Origin of the sequence: Corynebacterium senegalense, assembly GCF_900411315.1 — a bacterium.
Classification (GTDB): domain Bacteria; phylum Actinomycetota; class Actinomycetes; order Mycobacteriales; family Mycobacteriaceae; genus Corynebacterium; species Corynebacterium senegalense.
This window is the reverse complement of the sequence record NZ_LS990887.1, coordinates 1362044-1381850: the sequence shown is the minus strand read 5'-3', so window position 1 is coordinate 1381850 and position 19807 is coordinate 1362044. Positions and strand designations below refer to the sequence as shown.

The 19807-nt window shown below is 68.8% G+C and carries 20 protein-coding genes and 2 tRNA genes; 13 read left to right on the top strand and 9 right to left on the bottom strand.

The window, feature by feature from the left end; translation table 11 throughout:
* The 4 genes from recF (at window position 1) to DYZ02_RS06790 (ending at window position 4934) form a co-directional block, all read left to right on the top strand.
* On the top strand, window positions 1-1173 hold the full coding sequence (gene recF / locus DYZ02_RS06805) for a DNA replication/repair protein RecF (protein WP_115685565.1): 1173 nt from the start codon (window positions 1-3) through the stop codon (window positions 1171-1173).
* Entirely contained in the window at window positions 1166-1771 is a 606-nt protein-coding gene (locus DYZ02_RS06800; protein WP_115685564.1) for a DciA family protein, read from the top strand. The genes recF and DYZ02_RS06800 overlap by 8 nt, the downstream gene beginning before the upstream one ends.
* A gap of 134 nt (window positions 1772-1905) precedes the next feature.
* Entirely contained in the window at window positions 1906-3966 is a 2061-nt protein-coding gene (gene gyrB, locus DYZ02_RS06795; protein WP_115685563.1) for a DNA topoisomerase (ATP-hydrolyzing) subunit B, read from the top strand.
* A gap of 77 nt (window positions 3967-4043) precedes the next feature.
* A complete protein-coding gene (locus DYZ02_RS06790) occupies window positions 4044-4934 on the top strand; it encodes an alpha/beta fold hydrolase (RefSeq protein WP_342767217.1) in 891 nt (296 codons plus the stop codon).
* Window positions 4935-4945: 11 nt separating this feature from the next.
* Here DYZ02_RS06790 and DYZ02_RS06785 read toward each other — a convergent pair whose 3' ends face one another.
* The 5 genes from DYZ02_RS06785 to DYZ02_RS06770 all read right to left on the bottom strand — a co-directional run bounded on the left by DYZ02_RS06785 (window position 4946) and on the right by DYZ02_RS06770 (window position 8317).
* Window positions 4946-5383, bottom strand: coding sequence for a DUF6918 family protein (locus tag DYZ02_RS06785; RefSeq protein ID WP_115685561.1), 438 nt, complete (start codon window positions 5381-5383; stop codon window positions 4946-4948).
* Window positions 5384-5416: 33 nt separating this feature from the next.
* On the bottom strand, window positions 5417-6847 hold the full coding sequence (locus DYZ02_RS06780) for an HNH endonuclease signature motif containing protein (protein WP_115685560.1): 1431 nt from the start codon (window positions 6845-6847) through the stop codon (window positions 5417-5419).
* 672 nt (window positions 6848-7519) lie between these two features.
* A complete protein-coding gene (locus DYZ02_RS11230; protein WP_147291487.1) occupies window positions 7520-7825 on the bottom strand; it encodes a hypothetical protein in 306 nt (101 codons plus the stop codon).
* 10 nt (window positions 7826-7835) lie between these two features.
* Entirely contained in the window at window positions 7836-8105 is a 270-nt protein-coding gene (locus DYZ02_RS06775) for a TetR family transcriptional regulator (RefSeq protein WP_115685559.1), read from the bottom strand.
* Complete coding sequence (locus DYZ02_RS06770) at window positions 8102-8317, bottom strand: CopG family transcriptional regulator (RefSeq protein WP_115685558.1); 216 nt, start codon at window positions 8315-8317, stop codon at window positions 8102-8104. The genes DYZ02_RS06775 and DYZ02_RS06770 overlap by 4 nt, the downstream gene beginning before the upstream one ends.
* A 79-nt stretch (window positions 8318-8396) precedes the next feature.
* Here DYZ02_RS06770 and gyrA point away from each other — a divergent pair, with 79 nt between their 5' ends.
* The 4 genes from gyrA to DYZ02_RS06750 all read left to right on the top strand — a co-directional run bounded on the left by gyrA (window position 8397) and on the right by DYZ02_RS06750 (window position 11544).
* Window positions 8397-10967 carry a DNA gyrase subunit A gene (gene gyrA / locus DYZ02_RS06765; RefSeq protein WP_115685557.1) on the top strand — a complete coding sequence of 857 codons (2571 nt, stop codon included), beginning with the start codon at window positions 8397-8399 and terminating at the stop codon, window positions 10965-10967.
* A 2-nt stretch (window positions 10968-10969) separates the two neighbouring features.
* Window positions 10970-11314: a DUF3566 domain-containing protein gene (locus DYZ02_RS06760; protein WP_115685556.1), complete on the top strand. Its 345-nt coding sequence runs from the start codon at window positions 10970-10972 to the stop codon at window positions 11312-11314.
* A 79-nt stretch (window positions 11315-11393) separates the two neighbouring features.
* Window positions 11394-11470 (top strand) — tRNA-Ile (locus DYZ02_RS06755).
* 1 nt (window position 11471) lies between these two features.
* Window positions 11472-11544 (top strand) — tRNA-Ala (locus DYZ02_RS06750).
* A 200-nt stretch (window positions 11545-11744) separates the two neighbouring features.
* On the opposite strand, the gene DYZ02_RS06745 is transcribed toward DYZ02_RS06750, so the two are convergent.
* The 3 genes from DYZ02_RS06745 to DYZ02_RS11360 form a co-directional block, all read right to left on the bottom strand.
* On the bottom strand, window positions 11745-12206 hold the full coding sequence (locus DYZ02_RS06745; RefSeq protein ID WP_115685555.1) for a DoxX family membrane protein: 462 nt from the start codon (window positions 12204-12206) through the stop codon (window positions 11745-11747).
* Between the two features lie 106 nt (window positions 12207-12312).
* A complete protein-coding gene (locus tag DYZ02_RS06740) occupies window positions 12313-12918 on the bottom strand; it encodes a YdhK family protein (protein WP_115685554.1) in 606 nt (201 codons plus the stop codon).
* A 76-nt stretch (window positions 12919-12994) separates the two neighbouring features.
* Entirely contained in the window at window positions 12995-13498 is a 504-nt protein-coding gene (locus DYZ02_RS11360) for an ABC-2 transporter permease (RefSeq protein ID WP_181896913.1), read from the bottom strand.
* Window positions 13499-13589: 91 nt separating this feature from the next.
* Between DYZ02_RS11360 and DYZ02_RS06725 the strand changes: the two genes are divergently transcribed.
* A complete protein-coding gene (locus DYZ02_RS06725; protein ID WP_115685552.1) occupies window positions 13590-14171 on the top strand; it encodes a TetR/AcrR family transcriptional regulator in 582 nt (193 codons plus the stop codon).
* Here DYZ02_RS06725 and DYZ02_RS06720 read toward each other — a convergent pair.
* On the bottom strand, window positions 14168-14830 hold the full coding sequence (locus tag DYZ02_RS06720; RefSeq protein ID WP_115685551.1) for a hypothetical protein: 663 nt from the start codon (window positions 14828-14830) through the stop codon (window positions 14168-14170). The two genes, DYZ02_RS06725 and DYZ02_RS06720, sit on opposite strands and share 4 nt — an antisense overlap.
* A gap of 330 nt (window positions 14831-15160) precedes the next feature.
* On the opposite strand from DYZ02_RS06720, the gene DYZ02_RS06715 reads away from it, so the two are divergent.
* The 4 genes from DYZ02_RS06715 (at window position 15161) to DYZ02_RS06700 (ending at window position 19787) form a co-directional block, all read left to right on the top strand.
* A complete protein-coding gene (locus tag DYZ02_RS06715; protein WP_115685550.1) occupies window positions 15161-16168 on the top strand; it encodes a methylenetetrahydrofolate reductase in 1008 nt (335 codons plus the stop codon).
* A 36-nt stretch (window positions 16169-16204) separates the two neighbouring features.
* Entirely contained in the window at window positions 16205-18466 is a 2262-nt protein-coding gene (metE, locus tag DYZ02_RS06710; RefSeq protein WP_115685549.1) for a 5-methyltetrahydropteroyltriglutamate--homocysteine S-methyltransferase, read from the top strand.
* Between the two features lie 126 nt (window positions 18467-18592).
* Window positions 18593-19114 (top strand): peptidylprolyl isomerase, encoded by a 522-nt coding sequence (locus DYZ02_RS06705; RefSeq protein ID WP_115685548.1) that lies wholly within the window; start codon window positions 18593-18595, stop codon window positions 19112-19114.
* A gap of 49 nt (window positions 19115-19163) precedes the next feature.
* Window positions 19164-19787 (top strand): rhomboid family intramembrane serine protease, encoded by a 624-nt coding sequence (locus tag DYZ02_RS06700; RefSeq protein ID WP_115685547.1) that lies wholly within the window; start codon window positions 19164-19166, stop codon window positions 19785-19787.
* Window positions 19788-19807: the final 20 nt, after the last annotated feature.

Below are 19807 nucleotides of genomic sequence, written 5' to 3'. Positions count from 1 at the left end.
GTGTACGTCCGCCAACTCGACCTGCGCGACTTCCGCTCCTGGCCCACCCTGACGCTGGAGCTCGAGCCGGGCGCGACGGTCCTGTCCGGGCGCAACGGCCACGGCAAGACGAACGTCGTCGAGGCCGTGCACTACAGCTCGGTGCTCTCCAGCCACCGCGTCGCCGGCGACGCGCCGCTCATCCGGGCGGGGGCCGACAACGCCCGCGTCTCCGTGACCACGGTCAACGAGGGCCGCGAGCTGACCACGCACCTGCTTATCAAGGCATCGGGCGCGAACCAGGCGCAGATCAACCGCACGAGGCTCAAGTCCCCGCGCGAGATGTTGGGCGTGCTGCGCACCGTCATGTTCTCTCCCGAGGACCTGCGCCTCATCAACGGCGAGCCCGCGGAGCGCCGCCGCTTCCTCGACGAGCTCGCCGCCCTGCGCACCCCACGCCTCGGCGGGGTGCGGGCCGACTACGACAAGATCCTGCGCCAGCGCAACGCGCTTTTGCGCAACTCGGCCATCGACCTGCGCCGCGGCTACGACGACGCCAGCGGCGCCTCGGCCCTGAGCACCCTCGACGCCTGGGACTCGCAGCTCGCCCGCGCGGGCGCCGAGGTCATCGCGGGCAGGCTCACGCTTCTCGACGCCCTCCTGCCGCACATCACCGAGGCCTACGCCAGCGTCGCCCCCGAGTCCCGCCCCGCCTCCGCGCACTACAAGTCCACCGTCGACGAGGCGGTGCGCGCCCTGCTCGGCGACAACACTCGAGACCCCGACATCATCGAGGCCGCCCTGCTCAGCGAGCTCGGCCGGCGCCGCAAGGAGGAGATCGACCGCGGCACCACCCTCGTCGGGCCCCACCGCGACGACCTCGTCCTCACGCTCGGTGAGCAGCCCGCCAAGGGCTACGCCAGCCACGGCGAGACGTGGTCCTTCGCCCTGGCGCTCCACCTCGCCGAGTACGCCCTGCTCGCGGGCGAGGGCAGCAGGCCAGTCCTCATCCTCGACGACGTCTTCGCCGAGCTCGACGCGAAGCGCCGCGAGCGCCTCGTCGCCGTCGCCGAGGCCGCGGAGCAGGTGCTCATCACCGCCGCCGTGGGCGACGACCTGCCCGCCAACCTCGACGACGCCGTCAGCGGGCGCCACCGCGTCATCATGGAAAACGGGGAGTCCCGCCTTGAGTGACCTGATCAAAGAGACCTTCGACAACCTGCGCGCCACCGCCCGCCGGCACGGAGGGAAGCTGCCCGATCTGAGCAGGCAGGGAACCAGCGTCGTGCCCCGCCGCAGCGTGGGCAGGGCGAGCCTCGGGGCGGGGGAAGGGGCGTCGATAAGCGTGCCCGGCATCAAGCTCGACGTCGAGGAGACCCGGCCCTGGATCGGCCGCGGCAGGCCCACCGGGCCCGACGGCCGGGCCCTGGGCAAGAGTATGCAGGTCAAGGGGTTCGGCGCGCTGGTGAGCAAGGAGATCAAACGGCGCGACTGGACCCACAACATCGCCTACGGCTGGGTCATGGGCAACTGGCCCGGGCTCGTGGGGGAGAAGATCGCGCAGCACACCCGCGTCGAGATGATCAAGGAGGGCGAGGTCTTCGTCTCCTGCGACCAGACCGCCTGGGCCACCCAGCTGAAATACATGCAGGCGACCGTGCTGTCGGAGATCGCCCGCAAGGTCGGGCCCGGGGTCGTGACCAAGCTTCACGTCTACCCGCCGAAGACCAAGAGTTGGCGCTACGGGCCGCTGCACGTCAAGGGCCGCGGTCCGCGCGACACCTACGGCTGAAAAATAGGCGGGAGGCTCAAATCCGCGCGAGAAACGCCCTCTCGCTGGAGTTGCACGTTCCGTGGGTGGGACCCGCGGGGTGTAGGATGGGATGGGTTAAAGCCAAAATAGCGCAATAGGAGAGTCCATCAAACGTGGCTACCAACGAACCGCACTATGACGCGTCATCGATCACCATTCTTGAGGGGCTCGAGGCCGTGCGCAAGCGCCCCGGCATGTACATCGGATCGACGGGCACGCGCGGCCTACACCACCTCGTGTGGGAGGTCGTGGACAACTCGGTGGACGAGGCGATGGCCGGCTACGCCGACCGAGTCGACGTCACCCTGCTCGCCGACGGCGGCGTCGAGGTCATCGACAACGGCCGCGGCATCCCCGTGGAGATGCACCCCTCCGGCGCGCCCACTGTCCAGGTGGTCATGACGCAGCTGCACGCCGGCGGCAAGTTCGACTCCGAGTCCTACGCCGTCTCCGGCGGCCTCCACGGTGTGGGCATCTCCGTGGTCAACGCCCTGTCCACCCGCGTCGAGGCCGACATCAAGCGCGACGGAAAGCACTGGTACCAGCGCTTCACCAACGCCGTGCCCGAAGAGCTGGAGGAGGGCGGCAACGCCCGCGGCACCGGCACGACCATCCGCTTCTGGCCCGACGCGGAGATCTTCGAGACCGTCGAGTTCGACTACGACACCATCGCCCGCCGCCTGCAGGAGATGGCCTTCCTGAACAAGGGCCTGACCATCACCCTCAAGGACGAGCGCGTCTCCGACGAGGAGCTCGAGCTGGAGGCCATCGCCGAGGAGGGCGACACCGCCGCGCTCGTCGAGGGTGACTCCTTCGATGACACCGTCGTCGAGGAGACCGAGGCGGCCGAGGACGTCGCCCCGGCGGTGAAGAAGAAGCGCGAGAAGAAGGTCACCTACCACTACCCGAATGGCCTGATCGACTACGTCGAGTACCTCAACCGCAGCAAGAACGCCATCCACCCCTCCGTGATCGGCTTCGAGTCCAAGGCCAAGGAGCACGAGGCCGAGGTGGCAATGCAGTGGAACGCCGGCTTCAAGGAGTCCGTCCACACCTTCGCCAACACCATCAACACCCACGAGGGCGGCACGCACGAGGAGGGCTTCCGTGCCGCGCTGACCTCGCTGATGAACCGCTACGCGCGCGAGCACAAGCTGATCAAGGACAAGGATCCCAACCTCACCGGCGATGACTGCCGCGAGGGCATCTCCGCCGTCGTATCCGTGCGCGTGTCCGACCCGCAGTTCGAGGGCCAGACCAAGACCAAGCTCGGCAACACCGAGATCAAGGGCTTCGTGCAGCGCGTCGTCAACGAGCACCTCTCGGACTGGTTCGACGCCAACCCGGCCGAGGCGAAGGCGATCATCAACAAGGCCGTCGCGTCCTCCCAGGCCCGCCAGGCGGCCCGCAAGGCCCGCGACCTGGTGCGCCGCAAGTCCGCCAACGACATGGGCGGCCTGCCCGGCAAGCTCGCCGACTGCCGCTCCAAGGACCCGAAGAAGTCCGAGCTGTTCATCGTGGAGGGCGACTCGGCGGGCGGTTCCGCCAAGCAGGGCCGCGACTCGATGTACCAGGCGATCCTCCCGCTGCGCGGCAAGATCCTCAACGTGGAGAAGGCGCGCATGGACCGCGTGCTGAAGAACGCCGAGGTCCAGGCGATCATCACCGCGCTGGGCACCGGCATCCACGAGGAGTTCGACCTGTCGAAGCTGCGCTACCACAAGATCGTGCTCATGGCCGACGCCGACGTGGACGGCCAGCACATCGCGACCCTGCTGCTCACGCTGCTGTTCCGCTTCATGCCGGAGCTCATCGAGAACGGCCACGTCTACCTGGCCAACCCGCCGCTGTACAAGCTGAAGTGGGGCAAGGGCGAGCCGGGCTACGCCTTCTCCGACGCCGAGCGCGACGCCGAGCTCGCCGCGGGCCTCGAGGCCGGCCGCAAGATCAACACCGACGACGGCATCCAGCGCTACAAGGGCCTGGGCGAGATGAACCCGGGCGAGCTGTGGGAGACCACCCTCGATCCCGAGCACCGCATCCTGCGCCGCGTCGACCTGGAGGACGCGCAGCGCGCGGACGAGCTGTTTTCCATCCTCATGGGCGACGACGTCGCGGCGCGCCGCTCCTTCATCACCCGCAAGGCGAAGGACGTGCGCTTCCTCGACGTCTAGGGGGTGCGCGCGTTAACAGTACGCGCGCGTCTCCATTTCGCGAGCGGTGAGTCGTGGGTCACGCTAAACTCATGACAATGACGAGCATCACACACGTCGGCCCGGAATCCGTGAGCGTGACCCTCCCGGACCGCAGCGCAAGCACCGTTCTCCTTTTCGCGCCCGGCGAGACCGCCCAGCCCGCCAAGCCGCTGGTTGTGATCTGGCCGGGCTTCGGCATGGGCGCCAGGTACTTCAAGCCGATGGCGAGGTGGCTGCGCGACCACGGCTTTCCCACCGCTATCGGCGAGCTGCGGGGGCAGGGCACCAGCACTGCGTCCGCCTCGCGCCGGAGCTCCTGGGGCTACCACACCATGGTCACCGAGGACTACCCCCTGACCATCGCCGCCGCGAAAGAGGTCCTGGGCTTGCCCCCGGGGCACCCGGTTGTCCTCCTCACCCACTCGATGGGCGGCCAGATTGGCTCCCTGTTCCTGTCCAGCCCGGCGGCGCAGGAACAGAACGTGATCGGCATGATGGGGGTGGGAACGGGCAGCCCGTACTGGCGCTCCTTCACCGGGCGGCCGAAGTGGCGCGTCGGCATCGGCGCCCCGGTGATGGCCGCCGTGTCCCGCGTCCTGGGGTTCTGGCCCGGCGGAAGGTTCGACCTCGCCGGCTACGGGCGCCAGGCGGGCCTGCACGTGCGGGAGTGGGCGAAGCTGTCGCGCACCAACTCCTTCTCCCACATCGCGGGGGCGGATTACGAGACGGCAACAACCGAGGTCACCGTCCCCGTGCTGCTGACGCGCTTCGCCAACGATGAGGACTGCTCCCTGGAGTCGGCCCAGGCGCTCGCGATTCATCTGCCTGCGGCGCACCCGGCAGTGGAGGAGCTGGACGGCGGGCTGGGGCACAACAAGTGGGCCCGCAGCCCCGAGGTCGTGGGCCGCAGGTTTGTGCGCTTCTACGAGGAGAAGCTGCGCGGGTAGGCCGGTCGGCGCTACCGGGCGTGGCGCTCCACGATGTCGCCCAGCTGCGGCAGGGCGGGTGCCACGATCGAGCTGGCCTTGTCGCGCAGGCTGCGGTAGACCTTCTGCACCGGGGCCGGTCCCCGGTCCGCAAAAGCGTCGCCGAGCTTCAGGATGGAGGAGGTGACGTCCTCTTCGCGGGAGGCGAGGTAGTTGCCAAACCCGGCCGACTGCTCCGGGGAGTATGCCTCCCAGTAGGGGGTGAGCTCGCGGACGATCTCTGGGAGGAACCGGTCGATGCCCTTGGCCACGGCGTCGGGCTGGGCTTTCCTCACGGCTCCGAGGGCGGACTTGATGGCCATTCCAGTGAGGCCGGATTGGCTGGATGCGGTGGTGTCGACGAGCTCGGCGAGGTCGCGGACGACGGTGGGCCGGGTGGTCTCGGTTAGCAGTGCGCTGAGGTCGCTCATGGGTGACCAGCATAGTTGAGCCGGGTGCCTGTCCTAGGTCGGTTGCCGGGCGGGGTTGGGTGCGGCGCGGTGCCTGATCGTGGCGCCGGCGGAGGAGCGGTAGCCGGTGGTTTCGTTGGTGCGGGGCGGGCCGGTGCCGGCGGGGTGGTGTTCCACCCGTCCGGTGGCGCGGTTGATGTCCACGTGGCCCATGTTGCGGTGGCCGTCCCTGTTGTCGTTGTTGCACCTGTGGTGTTCCCGGCAGAGGCCGACGAGGTTCGAGATGTTGGTCGGGCCGCCGTCTTTCCAGGCGATGACGTGGTGGGCCTCGAGTTCCATCCCGGGTTTGTCGCACCCGGCCCAGGCGCAGACGCCCTGGGCGGCGAAGATGGCGAGCTTTTGCTCGATGCTGGCCAGCCGGGTCCGCCCGAGGTTGAGGGGGAGGGCGGTGACGGGGTCAAGTTCGAGGAGGAAATCGGTGCCGCTGAGCCCGAGGCGGATGATGTCGCCGGCGCTGAGGTCGACCCCGGTGTTCGTGGGGAAGAGGCTGTCGCGGTCCGCGCGGGCCAGGTCCTCGGCGGTGAGTGAGAGGACTATCGACGCCACCCCGCGCCTGGCATCCTGCCTGCCGTTCTCGTAGCTGCGCAGGATGGCCGTCAGCTGGTCGAAACCGCGTTGGGTGCGCGTCCTCGCGTCGTCGGCCGGGGAGTCGGAGGCGTTCGTGCCGGGCGCGTACCCGGGCTGGATGAGGGCCTTGAGGAGGGCGAGCTCGGCGCGGGGGACCTGGAGGGTGACGCGGGTCAGGCCGTCGGCGTCCGTGCGGCCGAAGAGAATCGCGCGTTTCTTCCATGCGGCGCAGGGGTCCTTTTCGCCGTCGTAGTCCCGGCCCGCGAGATTGGCGCGGCGCACGGCCTCGCGCAACCACCGTCGCAGGTCCTCGGGGCCGCGTGTCGACGCCTCCGCGAGCGCCTGCTCGTGCAGCTCGTCGTAGGCGGGGCAGGCGTGCTCGTTGAGGTCGCGCAGGCACTGCTGAATGATCTTCTGCTTCTCCGCGTTGATGGCGGCGGCGCGCTTTCGGGCCTTCTCCCGTGCGCGGCGCGCGGCGGCCCTGCGGCGCTCCTGTTCCTGCCGGCGCGTCCGGGCCCGGGCCTCGTCCTCTTCGGGTTCCCGGGGCGGCTCCGGCACCTCGGGCTCGCCGAACAGGTCGCGCCCGCGCTTGATCCTGCTCAGCGCCTCGGCGCGGGACAGGCCGAGGACATCCACGAGGTACTGGGTGGCGTGGTTCGCGCCGACGGCGGAGCCGGCGCCGTCCCTGTCGGCGACGAAGGCGAAGGCGGCGTCGATGGCGGCGAATTTGTCGAGGGCGGCGTAGAGGCGCTCCATGTCCCCGCGCACGTCGGCGAAGTCGAGGTGCTCCGGGTGGGAGAATAAGACGGAGAGTTCGTTGGTGGCGTTGGCGATGTCGTCGACAAGCGAGCTCAGCATGGTTCGTGGCACCCCCTTTTGATTCGTTTGTGCACACCTTAGAACATGCGGTCGACACGGGACGCGCTACATCGAACACAGATTCGAACATACGGGGGAAGAAAGACCCCGGGGCGGGCCCGGGGTGTGGCTCGCGTTACGCAGAGAGGGAGGAAGCTGCAGTGGAGGAGCCGAGCACGCCCCCAACGATCGAAGAGACGAGACCAACCGCGGTCGAGATGAGGAACCAGGCAGCGCCGATCTTGAGGGCCTGCTCGGTCTCGTGGCGCGGAAGCGGGGGACGGACTGGAAGAAGTCGGTGACGCCGGCCGGGATCTCGAGGCGGGAGCTGGGTTCCGGAGCGACGATCTCGGCGTGCACGGCCGGGGTGGCGGTGAGCACGGGGGCTTGCGGTAGCGGCAACGAGAGCCTTGTGGGTCTTTCTTGGTTTCTCCTTGGGGTGAGGAAAGAGTGGGGCGGGACACCGCAGAGGCCACTGACAACCTGTGAATCTCACAGCGCAATCGCAGGCAGCACGCAGAAAAACCCCGTACGCGCGGCTCATGCGCGTGGGGTTCCGCCGCTTCGTGTTGGGGCTCTTCCGCCGCAGCGCTCATGCCCGTAAGTAACAATTGTCACTGCAACCACAACAGCACCAAACTTAACATGCGCCTCCCCGACGCGCCAGCCGGGCTACGGAAGGAGGTCCGCCATCGCTTTCTGCAGGTCAGGGAGCTGCATTCCGGTCAGGGCGGGAACACCGTTGACGAGGATGGCCCCGAGCAGCCCGATCACCGCGACCGCCAGGCCGAACGAGAGGGGAGCGCAGCCCGTGTAGGCGCTGTGCGCAGCGGGGCGGGCTCCGCGACGTCCACGCCCCCGGGCGCGTTGTGCTTGTCGGAGCTCGCCGAGGCGCCGGAGGATCCGGAGGAGGTGGAGGACAGCTCGGTGGCGGCGGACTGGCCGGTGGCCGCGCGTTTTTCGCTTTTCGACGCCCAACAAACGCCCCTCACCCCACTTCCGCCCAGTCCCGGTACACAGCGCCCGCCACCTCCGCCAGCGCGTCGTTCGCGCCGGTCAGGGGCCGCAGAGCGGCGACAGCGCGGGAGAGTTCGGTGGCCGCGGCCTCCGCAGAATCGAACACGGGTGCGCCGTGCACGCGGGCCCCCGGTACGGCGGCGCAGGCCGCGAGCGCCGCGAAGGAGCGCACGCGCACCTTATGTATCGCGCAGACCTCGTCCGCGACGGCGAGCATCTGCTCGGTGCTCAGGCCCTTCACAGCCCGCGCGCCTGGCGGATGCGGGCCTCGGCGGCGGCGTACTCCTGGGCGCGGCTGCGGGCGAGGGCGGTGACGGTGGCGTCGTCAAGCATGCGCGCGGCGGAGGTGACGATGGCGCGGCGCGCGGCCTCCTGTTTGGAGCAGCCCCAGGCGGAGGCGAGGAGGACGAGCGCCTTGTCCTCCTCCGTGGACAAGCGGAGAGTCATAGCCATACCACTTTGATACCACTGACGGCTGCGAAACCCCGCCAGGGCCCAGATACAATGGCCACAGGCAAAAGAAAGGCAATCCATGAGTGACGACACCCTCGGCGGTGACGAGTACGACCGCATCAAACCCATTGACATCAATGAGGAGATGCAGACCAGCTACATCGACTACGCCATGAGCGTGATCGTGGGCCGCGCGCTTCCCGACGTCCGGGACGGCATGAAGCCGGTCCACCGCCGCATCATCTACGCGATGTACGACAACGGCTACCGCCCCGAGCGCTCCTACGTGAAGTCGGCGAAGCCCGTCGCCGACACGATGGGTAACTACCACCCGCACGGCGACTCCGCGATCTACGACACCCTCGTGCGCATGGCCCAGCCGTGGGCGATGCGCTACCCGCTTGTCGACGGCCAGGGCAACTTCGGTTCCCCCGGCAACGACGGCCCGGCGGCCATGCGTTACACAGAGTGCAAGATGACGCCGCTGGCCATGGAGATGGTCCGCGACATCCGCGAAAACGCGGTCGACTTCTCCCCGAACTACGACGGCAAGACCCGAGAGCCGGATGTCCTGCCCTCGCGCGTGCCGAACCTGCTGATGAACGGCTCGGGCGGCATCGCCGTCGGCATGGCCACCAACATTCCGCCGCACAACCTCCGCGAGCTCGCCGAGGCGATCTACTGGATCCTCGAGAACCCCGAGTCCGACGAGAAGACCACCCTCGATGCCGTGATGCAGCGCGTCAAGGGTCCGGATTTCCCCACCGCCGGCCTCATCGTCGGCGACCAGGGCATCAAGGACGCCTACACCACCGGCCGCGGCTCGATCCGCATGCGCGGCGTCACGGAGATCGAGGAGATCGGCAACCGCCAGGTCATCGTCATCACCGAGCTGCCCTACCAGGTCAACCCCGACAACTTCATCGCCGGCATCGCCGACCAGATCAACAACGGCAAGATGCCGGGCGCATCCCGCATTGACGACGAGTCCTCCGACCGTGTCGGCATGCGCATCGTGGTCACCCTGCGCCGCGACGCCGTGCCCCGCGTCGTGCTGAACAACCTCTACAAGCACTCCCAGCTGGAGACCAACTTCTCCGCGAACATGCTCTCCATCGTCGACGGCGTGCCGCGCACCCTGCGCCTAGACCAGATGCTGCGCTACTACGTCAAGCACCAGATCGAGGTCATCGTCCGGCGCACCCAGTACCGCCTCAACGAGGCCGAGAAGCGCGCCCACATCCTGCGCGGCCTGGTCAAGGCGCTCGACATGCTCGACGAGGTCATCGCCCTGATCCGCCGCTCGCCGACCGTCGACGAGGCCCGCGCGGGGCTGATCGAGCTCCTCGACGTCGACGAGATCCAGGCCAACGCCATCCTCGAGATGCAGCTGCGCCGCCTCGCCGCCCTCGAGCGCCAGAAGATCGTCGACGACCTCGCCGCCATCGAGCGCGAGATCGCGGACTACAAGGACATTCTGGCCAACCCCGCCCGCCAGCGCGCCATCGTCGCGGAGGAGCTGGGCGAGATCGTGGACAAGTACGGCGACGACCGCCGCACCCAGCTCGTCGCGGCGACCGGCGACGTCACCGAGGAAGACCTCATCGCCCGCGAGAACGTGGTGGTCACCATCACCTCCACCGGCTACGCCAAGCGCACCAAGGTCGACGCCTACAAGTCGCAGAAGCGCGGCGGCAAGGGCGTGCGCGGCGCGGAGCTGAAGCAGGACGACGTGGTGAAGAACTTCTTCATCTGCTCCACCCACGACTGGATCCTCTTCTTCACCAACTTCGGCCGCGTCTACCGCCTGAAGGCCTACGAGCTGCCAGAGGCGGGCCGCACGGCCCGCGGCCAGCACGTGGCCAACCTGCTGGAGTTCCAGCCGGAGGAGAAAATCGCCCAGGTCATCCAGATCCAGTCCTACGAGGACGCGCCCTACCTGGTGCTGGCCACCCGCGAGGGCCGCGTGAAGAAGTCCCGCCTCACCGACTACGAGTCCGCCCGCTCCGCCGGGCTGATCGCCATCAACCTCAACGAGGGCGACGCCCTCATCGGAGCCGTCCTCGCCAGCGAGGAGGAGGACATCCTCCTGGTCTCCGAACAGGGCCAGGCCATCCGCTTCACCGCCGACGACGAGCAGCTGCGCCCGATGGGCCGAGCCACCGCCGGCGTGAAGGGCATGCGCTTCCGCGGCGACGACCAGCTCCTCGCCATGACCGTGGTGACCGACGGCCAGTACCTGCTCGTGGCCACCACCGGCGGCTACGGCAAGCGCACCGCCATCGAGGAGTACAACGCCCAGGGCCGCGGCGGCATGGGCGTGATGACGTTCAAGTACACCCCGAAGCGCGGCAAGCTCATCGGCGCCCTCGCCGTGGACGAGGAGGACCAGATCTTCGCCATCACCTCCGCCGGCGGCGTGATCCGCACCGAGGTCAGCCAGATCCGGCCGTCGTCACGCGCCACGATGGGCGTGCGCCTCGTGGACCTTGCCGACGATGTCGAGCTGCTCGCCATCGACAAGAACGTCGAGGACGAGGGCGAGGAGGAGGCCACCGCCGTGGCCAAGGGCGAGAAGACGCTCGAGGAAGCGATGGAGACCACCTCCTCCGCGCCCGGGGCGCCCGCTAAGCAGGACGGCGGGGAGTAGCCGTGGCCGCGCGTAAGGTGACCATCACGTACGTCAGCCCCGCCTCGGCGTTCAAGATCGGGTCGATCCTCGCAGCGGTCGGCTTCATCGTGTGGATGATCGCGGCGACGCTGCTCTACGGCGGCCTCGAGGCGGCCGGGGTGATCGAATCGGTCAACTCGCTGATCGGCGGGGTCGGCGGGGACCAGGTCGTGGACTTTCCCCTCCTCATCTCCGCCGCCGCGCTCCTCGGCCTCGTGGGGGTCGTGTTCGTGGCGGTGATGGCTCCGCTGACCGCGGTGATCTACAACGCCGTCGCCAACCTCGCGGGCGGGTTGACCATCCGCATGGGCAACGCGCCGAGGTAGGTGAACCAGGAAGAACAGCCCACTGACCTGGCGATTTGTTGTTAAAGCCGGCGGTGGGTAATGTTCTATCTCGTTCCCAGGGCCTATAGCTCAGTCGGTTAGAGCGCATCGCTGATAACGATGAGGTCGCAAGTTCGATTCTTGCTAGGCCCACCACGGGGGATTAGCTCAGTTGGTAGAGCACCTGCTTTGCAAGCAGGATGTCAGGAGTTCGATTCTCCTATCCTCCACATTTTATGAGGCACCCGGTTTGCGCTGGGTGCCTTTTCCGCGTCCCGGGGCAAAGACGAGCATATGGGTGCTGCGGGCACGCCTGAGGCGCCTCTTCCGGGCTACATGCTCGTCTTGCCCGCCCCCTGCGCAAGCACCCCCCCCGTAAGCAAAAGACCCCCGCGCCCGGAAAGGGGCGGCGGGGGCGAAACCGGAGGGTTTACTTCTTCGGCAGGGTGGCCAGCGCGAGGCCGGCGGCGCCGAGCCAGGAGTCCTTGGCCAGGGCGGTGCCGTCCTGGCTCGGGCGGATGCCGTCGTCCTGGGTCATGTCGGGGTTGCCGAAGTACATGCTCAGCAGGCCGGCGGAGAAGGCGGTCAGGCCGAGGCCTACGAGGCGGTTCGGGATAAAGGGCAGCAGCAGCGCAGCGCCGAGAGAGGTCTCGGCGGTGGCGAGCAGCTTGGCAAAGTTCTCGGCGTCGAATTCCTTCACGAAGGGCAGGCCGGTCGAGGCCATGTTCTGCAGGAACTCGGCGGTGCCCTTGTCGGCCTTGAACTTGCCCAGGCCGGAGTTCAGGATGTACAGGCCGATGGGGGCGCGCAGGGCGGCGGAGGCGAGCTTGGCGCTGGCCTTGTCCTCCGCGGTGGTGACGCCGGTCGGGATCTTCTTCAGGGGGTTAAACATGTGCTTCTCCTACTTCCTAAGTTGGTGATGTATCAACATTAAACATCCTTCCCGCCGGAAGCGCAACCCTCCCGGGGGAACGTGCCACCACCGAGGATAGGAGCTTTCAGCGGATTTCGTCCTCGACCACCCACTTGTGGTTGGTCATTGTCATCCCGTCCGCCTCGTAGTCGACCATGTAGACGGGCTGGTCGGTGGAGGAGACGACGGTCGCGGTGGCGCCGCGCATTCCGGGCATGTGGTCGGCGGTGAGGACGACCTCGGTGCCGTCGGCAAGCCTCTCGCTCCCGGCTCCTTCGATCTCCTCCTGCACCACCCACTTGTGGTCCACCACGGGCGCGCCACCGTCGGTGGGGGTGTAGCTGACGGCGTAGGTGTAGGTGTCGTAGGCGCCCGCGACGGTCGCGTCCGCACCTTCCATGCCCGGCATGTGGTCGGCGGCGAGGGTGACCCGGGAGCCGACGGGGAAGGCGGGGTTCGCAGCCTCCCGGATCCCGGCGGGGGCGGGGCCACCGTCGGCCGGGTGGCTCATCGCGGAATGGTCGTGCGGGGCCGGGCTTTGCGACGCCCCACCGGCGCCCCGGGAACTCGACGCGCTGCTGGAGCCTGCGGTGCTGGGCTGCTCGTTCGGCGGCGTGCAGGCGGCGAGGCCGAGGGTGCCAGCCGCCGCGAGGGCGAGGCCGGCTCGTGCTGCGAGGGTGCGGGCGTTCATGTCTTCTCCTTGTTCGGGGGTCAAATGAGTCCACCCGCCACGATACCCACCGGGGGTATTACCCGCGCCCCGCCCGCTACACGCTGAGCTCGGGGTGCCGGTCCTTCGCGCTGATCACCCGGTGCTTGTACATGCCCGCGGCGGCGATGACCCAGGAGGCCACGGCCAAAAGCGCCAGCACCGCCACGGCGCGCCACAGGCGGGGGTCGCCGTCCCACGTGCCGAACAGCGCGTGGCGCAGCAGGTCGACGCTGAAGCGCATCGGGTCCGAGCTATGCACCCAGCGGATGAACGCCGGCTGCACCTCGGGCGGGTAGAGCCCGTTGGAGGCCACGAGCTGTAGCGACATCAGCGCCATGGTGACCAGCTTGCCGGCCGAGGATGTCGCGGGGGACGCGGGAGAAGAAGGGCTGGGCCCAGGCGACCTGCTCGCGGATCGCCTCGCGGGCGGAGACGGCGCGCTCGATTCGCGGCTGGCTTCCAGCAGCGTGAGGCCGGGGTGGACGTCAAAGGAGTACGGCGCGTCGCCCTTGCGCAGGGCCAGGTCGCGCACGCTGAGGACGGGGGCTTCTGGGGGCACGGTCACCACACCTAAACGTAGGTTGAACTATCAGTTAGCAGGTGAGTATCGTGCACTTTAACAGCCCCCGTCTCAACTAAGGAGGGTGCCCGTGCGCGCCGACGCAAAACTCAAACGACAAAAGCTCATCGAGGCCGCCACCGAGCAGTTCCGAACCAGGACGAACTCGGAGGTGACCCTCGAGGGCATCGCCAAGGATGCCGGGGTGGGAATTGCCACTCTGTACAGGCATTTCCCCACCCGAGAGGATCTGCGCCTCGCCTGCGCGCTGAACCTGTTCGACACGCTCGACACCGTGCTCGCGCGCACGGTGGAGGAGTTCGACACCGACCCGCGGGGCACCTGGGAGGCCGCCATCTGGCGCCTCGCCGACTACGGCATCGGCGTGCTCGTCGGGGCGCTTGCCGACGAGCACCCGCGCAGCGTGGACACCGAGGTGCTGACCAAGCGCGACCAGTTCTTCGCGCGCGTGCAGCTGCTCATCGACAAGGCGGCCGCACACGGCCTGGTCGCCGCCGACCTGGAGCCGCTGGAGATGGCCGCCGAGCTCATCGTGGCCACCAGGCCGCTGTCCGCCACCGCCAACGAGCTGTTCCCGGACGTGAAAAACCGGCTGGTGCGCCACCTCATCACTGCGTGGCGCCAGCCGGTCGTGCCCGGGGGCGGGGCTTAGCGGGTTGCGTCGCGCTGGTCGTCGTCAAGCGTGTCCAGCGTGGAGAGCTGCTCGTCGATGGAGCTGAGGAGCTCTTCGTCGCGCACCGCGGGCTCCTCGCCCAGCGGGCCCGCCACGCGGTCGTCCTCCGTCGTCGTGGAGTAGACGAGGGTGGCCGTGCCGGTGGAGGAGGCCGGGCGGGGCTCGGCGGGCTGCGCCGTCGCACCCGCGCGGTCCTTCAGCAGGAAGGTGTAGACGGCCCAGGCCGCGCCGCCCGCGGCCGCGAGACCGGCGAGGATGGCGGCCGCGCGACCGGTCTTCGCCCTCTTCTTGGCCTTCTTGTCCGCCTTGACCGTGGCGGGGGCGTTCTTCGCCTCGGCCCGCAGCTCCGCGAGGCGAGCCCTGCGCTCCGGGGCCGCCGCGGCGAAGGCGGCGCGGCGGCGATCGAGGCGGTCGTGGCTCGAGCGGACCACGTCTCCGGCGTGGGCGCGGGCCGTGCCGTAGAGGTCCTCGAGCTCGTCGATGTCCTTCAGATCCTCGATGCCGTGGACCTCGTCGTTCTTGATGGCGTCGACGACGGCGTCGTAGATGTCGCGCTGCTTCTCGTCGTCGAGCTTGCGGAAGTAATCGAAGGCGGCGCCGGCCCCGCGCAGGGCCAGGCGGACGGTGGTGAGGTTCATGGTGTCTCCTTGCGTTTCGTCGTGCGTGCCGTACAGCTGCCGTGTGCCCCAGCCTAGCCACGCGCCCGCTGACGCGGCGCGGGTACGGACGGGGAAGCGGCGCGGCAACGGTGTGGGAACGCCATCCCAAAAATTGCGTACAGAGCGGTACGCAAAGCTGCGTTAGGTGACGAATAATATTCACGCAAAAGCGCCCCATGAACTGGCAATTAGACCAAGCGGTTCATTTTTCGTTGTGCGGGGCAGAACGGCTGGTTACCTTGTGTAACAACGTTGCTCCGTAAGCGCCGAGCCCGGCCAGGAATCACCGCAGACGAAAGGCCCCTAACCATGCGTGGGAACACCCCTTCGTCGCGGCTTTCCGCGCCGGCTTCCCGAGTCTGCACAGCGCCCCCGCTGGTCTCGGCCTCGGCCCCGCTGGATCGCCCCGACGAGACACCCCCGGCACCCAAGCCGCGCGCCCGCACGGCGCTGAGCTTCGAGCTCATCCCGCCGCGCCACGGCGCCGACGCCGCCCGGCTCGACGAACTCATCGCCGGGCTGAGCGCCTACAACCCTGACTACGTCTCGGTCACCTCCTCGCGCCGCTCCGACTGGCTCGCCGGCACCGCCGCGCTCATCTCGCGGCTGGACAGCACGACCGACCTGCGCACCATCGCCCACCTCGCCTGCACGGCGGGCACCCGCGAGGAGCTCACCGTGTGGATCCGCACGCTTCTCGACGCCGGGGTGCGCGGCTTCCTCGCCCTGCGCGGCGACCTCCCGCCCGGCGAGTCGCGCCTGCCGGAGGGCTACCTGCAGCACGCCACCGACCTGCTCAACCTCATCCAGGAGGTGGAGGAGGAGGAGACGTTCCGGCTCGCCGCGGGCAAGCTGGCCCTGTCGGTGGCCTGCTACCCCTCGGGCCACGCCGAGTCCCGCAACCGCGACGAGGACCTCGACGTGCTGCTGGCCAAGCAGCGCCTCGGCGCCGACTTCGCCATCACGCAGCTCTTCTTCGACGCCCGGGACTACCTGGACTTCGTGGAGACCTCCCGCCTCGCCGGGGTACGCATCCCGTTGATCCCGGGCATCATGCCTATGACCAGCCTGAAGCGGGTTGAGCGCATGGGCGTGCTGTCCGGGATCACCGTGCCCGAGCACGTCGCCGGGGCTCTCGCGGCGGCGTCCTCCCCGGAGGAGGAATACGAGGTGGGCATGCAGCTCTCGGCGGAGCTGACCCGCACGATCCTCGACGCCGGGGCGGGCGGGCTGCACATCTACACCCACAACGACATCGCGGTCACCCGCGACCTGTTGGACCGGGTGGGCATCCCGCGCCCGGACGCGACCTTGTAAACACACATTTCTGAACTTCTCATTCAAGGACACGACATGACCACTTCCTTCCCGAAAGCGACGATCGAGGGCTACCCGCGCATCGGCGCGAACCGCGAGCTCAAGCGCGCTCTCGAGTCCTACTGGGCGGGGCGCATCGACGCCGAGACCTTCCGCTCGACCGCCCGCGCGCTGCGCATCGACACCTACAACCACCTGCGCGACCTCGGCCTGACGGAGGACTACGCCATCCCCGCCGACGTGGCCTATTACGACCAGGTGCTCGAGACGGCGCTGACCGTCGGCCTCGTGCCGGGCGGCACGGACCTCGACGAGGAGTTCGCCCTCGCCCGCGGCACGGACACCCGCGTCCCGCTCGAGATGACGAAGTGGTTCGACACCAACTACCACTACCTCGTCCCCGAGGTCTCCGCGGGCCAGGACATCACCCCGGCGCCGGAGCGCATCGTGCGCATCGTGGAGGAGGCCCGCGAGGCCGGCCACACCGTCCGCCCGTACCTCGTCGGCCCGGTCACCCTGCTTGCCCTGTCCAAGCCCGCCGAGTGGTCGCTGCTCGAGAAGCTTGTCGACGCCTACGCCCAGGTCCTCTCCGCCCTGAAGGCCGCCGGCGTGGAGTGGGTGCAGGTCGCCGAGCCCGCCGTCGTCGCCGACCTGTCCACCCCGGACGCCGAGATCGCCGCGCGCCTGCGCGAGGCGTGGTCGACGCTGCTGGCCCGCGAGGACCGCCCGAACGTGTACCTGACCACCCCGTACGGCGCCGCCCGCGAGGCGCTTGCCGTCCTCGGCGAGCTGGCCCCGGAGGCGCTCCACGTCGACCTGGCCCCCTGGACCCTCGACACCGACGCCGACTACGCCTCCCGCGTCGCCGCCGCGATCCCGGCGGGCGTTCACCTCGTCGCCGGCCTCATCGACGGCCGCAACGTCTGGGCCGCCAACCTGCGCGAGCGCACCGAGGTGCTCAACGGCCTGGGCCGCGACAACGGTACCGTGTCGGTGTCCACCTCCACGTCCCTGCAGCACGTGCCGCACACCCTGAACGCCGAGCGCAACCTGCCCGTCGAGGTCGCCCCGTGGCTGTCCTTCGCCGATGAGAAGATCGCCGAGGTCCGGGCCCTCGTCGCCGGCGAGGACGAGGCGGTGTCGGCCTTCGCGCAGTCCGACCGCGCGGTGCGCACCCGCGCGGAGTCCGCGACGATCCACTCCGCGGAGGTCAGCGCTCGCGTCGAGAAGCTGCCCGCGGGCGAGGTGCAGCGCGCCCCGCTGTTCGCGGAGCGCAAGAAGATCCAGGACGAGGAGCTCGGCCTGCCCAAGCTCGCCACCACCACCATCGGCTCCTTCCCGCAGACCCCGGAGATCCGCAAGGCCCGCGCCGACCACAAGGCCGGCGAGCTCACCGACGAGCAGTACCGCGACGCGCTGAAGGCCGAGATCAAGAACGTCATCGAGCTGCAGGAGGAGATCGGCATCGACGTCCTCGTGCACGGCGAGGCCGAGCGCAACGACATGGTGCAGTACTTTGCTGAGCTTCTCGTCGGCTTCGTCGTCACCGAAAACGGCTGGGTCCAGTCCTACGGCTCCCGCTGCACCCGCCCGCCGATCGTCGTCGGCGACGTCTCCCGCCCGGCCCCGATGACCGTGGAGTGGGCGAAGTACGCCCAGTCCCTGTCCGACAAGCCGGTCAAGGGCATGCTCACCGGCCCCGTGACTATCCTGGCCTGGTCCTTCAAGCGCGACGACGTGCCGCTGTCCGTCTCCGCCGACCAGATCGCCCTCGCCCTGGCGGACGAGGTCCGTGACCTCGAAAACGCCGGCATCAAGGTGATCCAGATCGACGAGCCCGCCCTGCGCGAGCTGCTGCCGCTGCGCGCCGACGAGCGCCCCGCCTACCTCGACTGGGCCGTGCGCGCCTTCCGCCTCGTGGCGCTGGAGGCGCAGCCGGGCACCCAGATCCACACCCACCTCTGCTACTCCGAGTTCGGCCAGATCATCGACGCGGTCGCCGGCCTCGACGCCGACGTCACCTCGATCGAGGCGGCCCGTTCCCGCATGGAGCTGCTGGAGGACATCGACTCCACCTTCCACTCCGAGATCGGCCCCGGCGTGTGGGACATCCACTCCCCGCGCGTGCCCTCGACCGAGGAGATGGTGGAGCTCATCCGCGCCGCGCTGGCCAACGTGCCCGCCGAGCGCCTCTGGGTGAACCCGGACTGTGGCCTGAAGACCCGCGGCTACGCCGAGGTCGAGCCCTCCCTGCGCAACCTGGTCGCCGCGCGCGACGAGGTGGCCGCCGGCCTGTAGGGCGCCGCCGGCGGGGCGCACTCGACCGATGGCGCACCCCGCCGGCGAAACCCCAGGACGCGGACGCGATCCGTCGAGTAGCGCACCCTGCGACCGCGCACCAGCGGAACGCGTATTCTGGACACCATGACTTTGAAGACTCAAACTGCAATCCTGCACACGAACCACGGCGACATCCGCATCGACCTCTTCGGCAACCACGCGCCGAAGACGGTGGAGAACTTCGTCGGCCTCGCCACCGGCGAGGGCGAGTACTCCACCAAGAACGCTGCGGGCAGCAACGAGGGCCCGTTCTACAACGGCGCTATCTTCCACCGCATCATCCCGGGCTTCATGATCCAGGGCGGCGACCCGACCGGCACCGGCACCGGCGGCCCGGGCTACCAGTTCGCCGACGAGTTCCACCCGGAGCTCCAGTTCGACCGCCCGTTCCTGCTGGCCATGGCCAACGCCGGCCCGGGCACGAACGGCTCGCAGTTCTTCATCACGGTGGACGCCACCCCGTGGCTGAACAACCGCCACACCATCTTCGGCGAGGTCACCGACGAGGCCTCCCAGAAGGTCGTCTCCGAGATCTCCCAGGTCCGCACCGGGCGCATGGACCGCCCGGTCGAGGACGTCGTCATCGAATCCGTGGACTTCGAGTAACCACCGACCGACCCGCCCCCCGCGCACCCCGCGCCGGGGGTCTTTTCATATGGACATCAAGAAGCTTTTTTCCGGCGCACCCGCCACGGCCACCATCTGCGCGCTGTGCCTGCTCTACTACGTGGCCGCAGCCGCGCAAGCGCGGTCGATCACGAACGCGGTGTGGGACTCGCGCCTCGGCACCGCCATGGTCCTGTACGGCCCCTTCGTCGAGTCGGAGCCGTGGGGCTGGACGCGCGCCGTCACCGCGGGTTTCCTGCACCTCGACGTCACGCACGTCTTCGTCAACGTGCTCATGCTCGCACTCATCGGCACCGAGGTGGAGCGCTTCGTGGGCACCCGAGCCTACGCCCTCGCCTACGGCGCCGGCCTGCTCGGTTCCTCGGCGACGGTGTTGGCGCTGAACTTCGACACGCCCACGGCGGGGGCCTCGGGCGCGCTCTACATGCTCATGGCGGTGCTCATCGCCGTCGCTTACCGACGCCACACGGACCTCCGCGCCCCCTTCGCCCTGCTCGCCCTCAACCTGGCGTACTCGCTGCTCGCGCCGAACGTCAGCCTGTGGGGGCACGTGGGCGGCATGGCCGTGGGGGTGGTCCCTCTCCCTTATCCACCTCTTGCCCTGCCGACGAGCTACTATTTACAAGCCCCCGTTGCCGCTGAGAAATATTAAAAAAACAACACATACTAAGN

What these genes read in the sequence shown, in the direction of transcription:
- DYZ02_RS06745 (WP_115685555.1), bottom strand. Translation starts at nt 12,206, where the DNA reads ATGTTTAACCCCCTGAAGAAGATCCCGACCGGCGTCACCACCGCGGAG.
- DYZ02_RS06780 (WP_115685560.1), bottom strand. Translation starts at nt 6,847, where the DNA reads ATGCTGAGCTCGCTTGTCGACGACATCGCCAACGCCACCAACGAACTC.
- DYZ02_RS06785 (WP_115685561.1), bottom strand. Translation starts at nt 5,383, where the DNA reads ATGAGCGACCTCAGCGCACTGCTAACCGAGACCACCCGGCCCACCGTC.
- DYZ02_RS06700 (WP_115685547.1), top strand. Translation starts at nt 19,164, where the DNA reads ATGGACATCAAGAAGCTTTTTTCCGGCGCACCCGCCACGGCCACCATC.
- DYZ02_RS06720 (WP_115685551.1), bottom strand. Translation starts at nt 14,830, where the DNA reads ATGAACCTCACCACCGTCCGCCTGGCCCTGCGCGGGGCCGGCGCCGCC.
- DYZ02_RS06790 (WP_342767217.1), top strand. Translation starts at nt 4,044, where the DNA reads ATGACGAGCATCACACACGTCGGCCCGGAATCCGTGAGCGTGACCCTC.
- DYZ02_RS06715 (WP_115685550.1), top strand. Translation starts at nt 15,161, where the DNA reads ATGCGTGGGAACACCCCTTCGTCGCGGCTTTCCGCGCCGGCTTCCCGA.
- DYZ02_RS06740 (WP_115685554.1), bottom strand. Translation starts at nt 12,918, where the DNA reads ATGAACGCCCGCACCCTCGCAGCACGAGCCGGCCTCGCCCTCGCGGCG.
- gyrA (WP_115685557.1), top strand. Translation starts at nt 8,397, where the DNA reads ATGAGTGACGACACCCTCGGCGGTGACGAGTACGACCGCATCAAACCC.
- DYZ02_RS06770 (WP_115685558.1), bottom strand. Translation starts at nt 8,317, where the DNA reads ATGGCTATGACTCTCCGCTTGTCCACGGAGGAGGACAAGGCGCTCGTC.
- metE (WP_115685549.1), top strand. Translation starts at nt 16,205, where the DNA reads ATGACCACTTCCTTCCCGAAAGCGACGATCGAGGGCTACCCGCGCATC.
- DYZ02_RS06705 (WP_115685548.1), top strand. Translation starts at nt 18,593, where the DNA reads ATGACTTTGAAGACTCAAACTGCAATCCTGCACACGAACCACGGCGAC.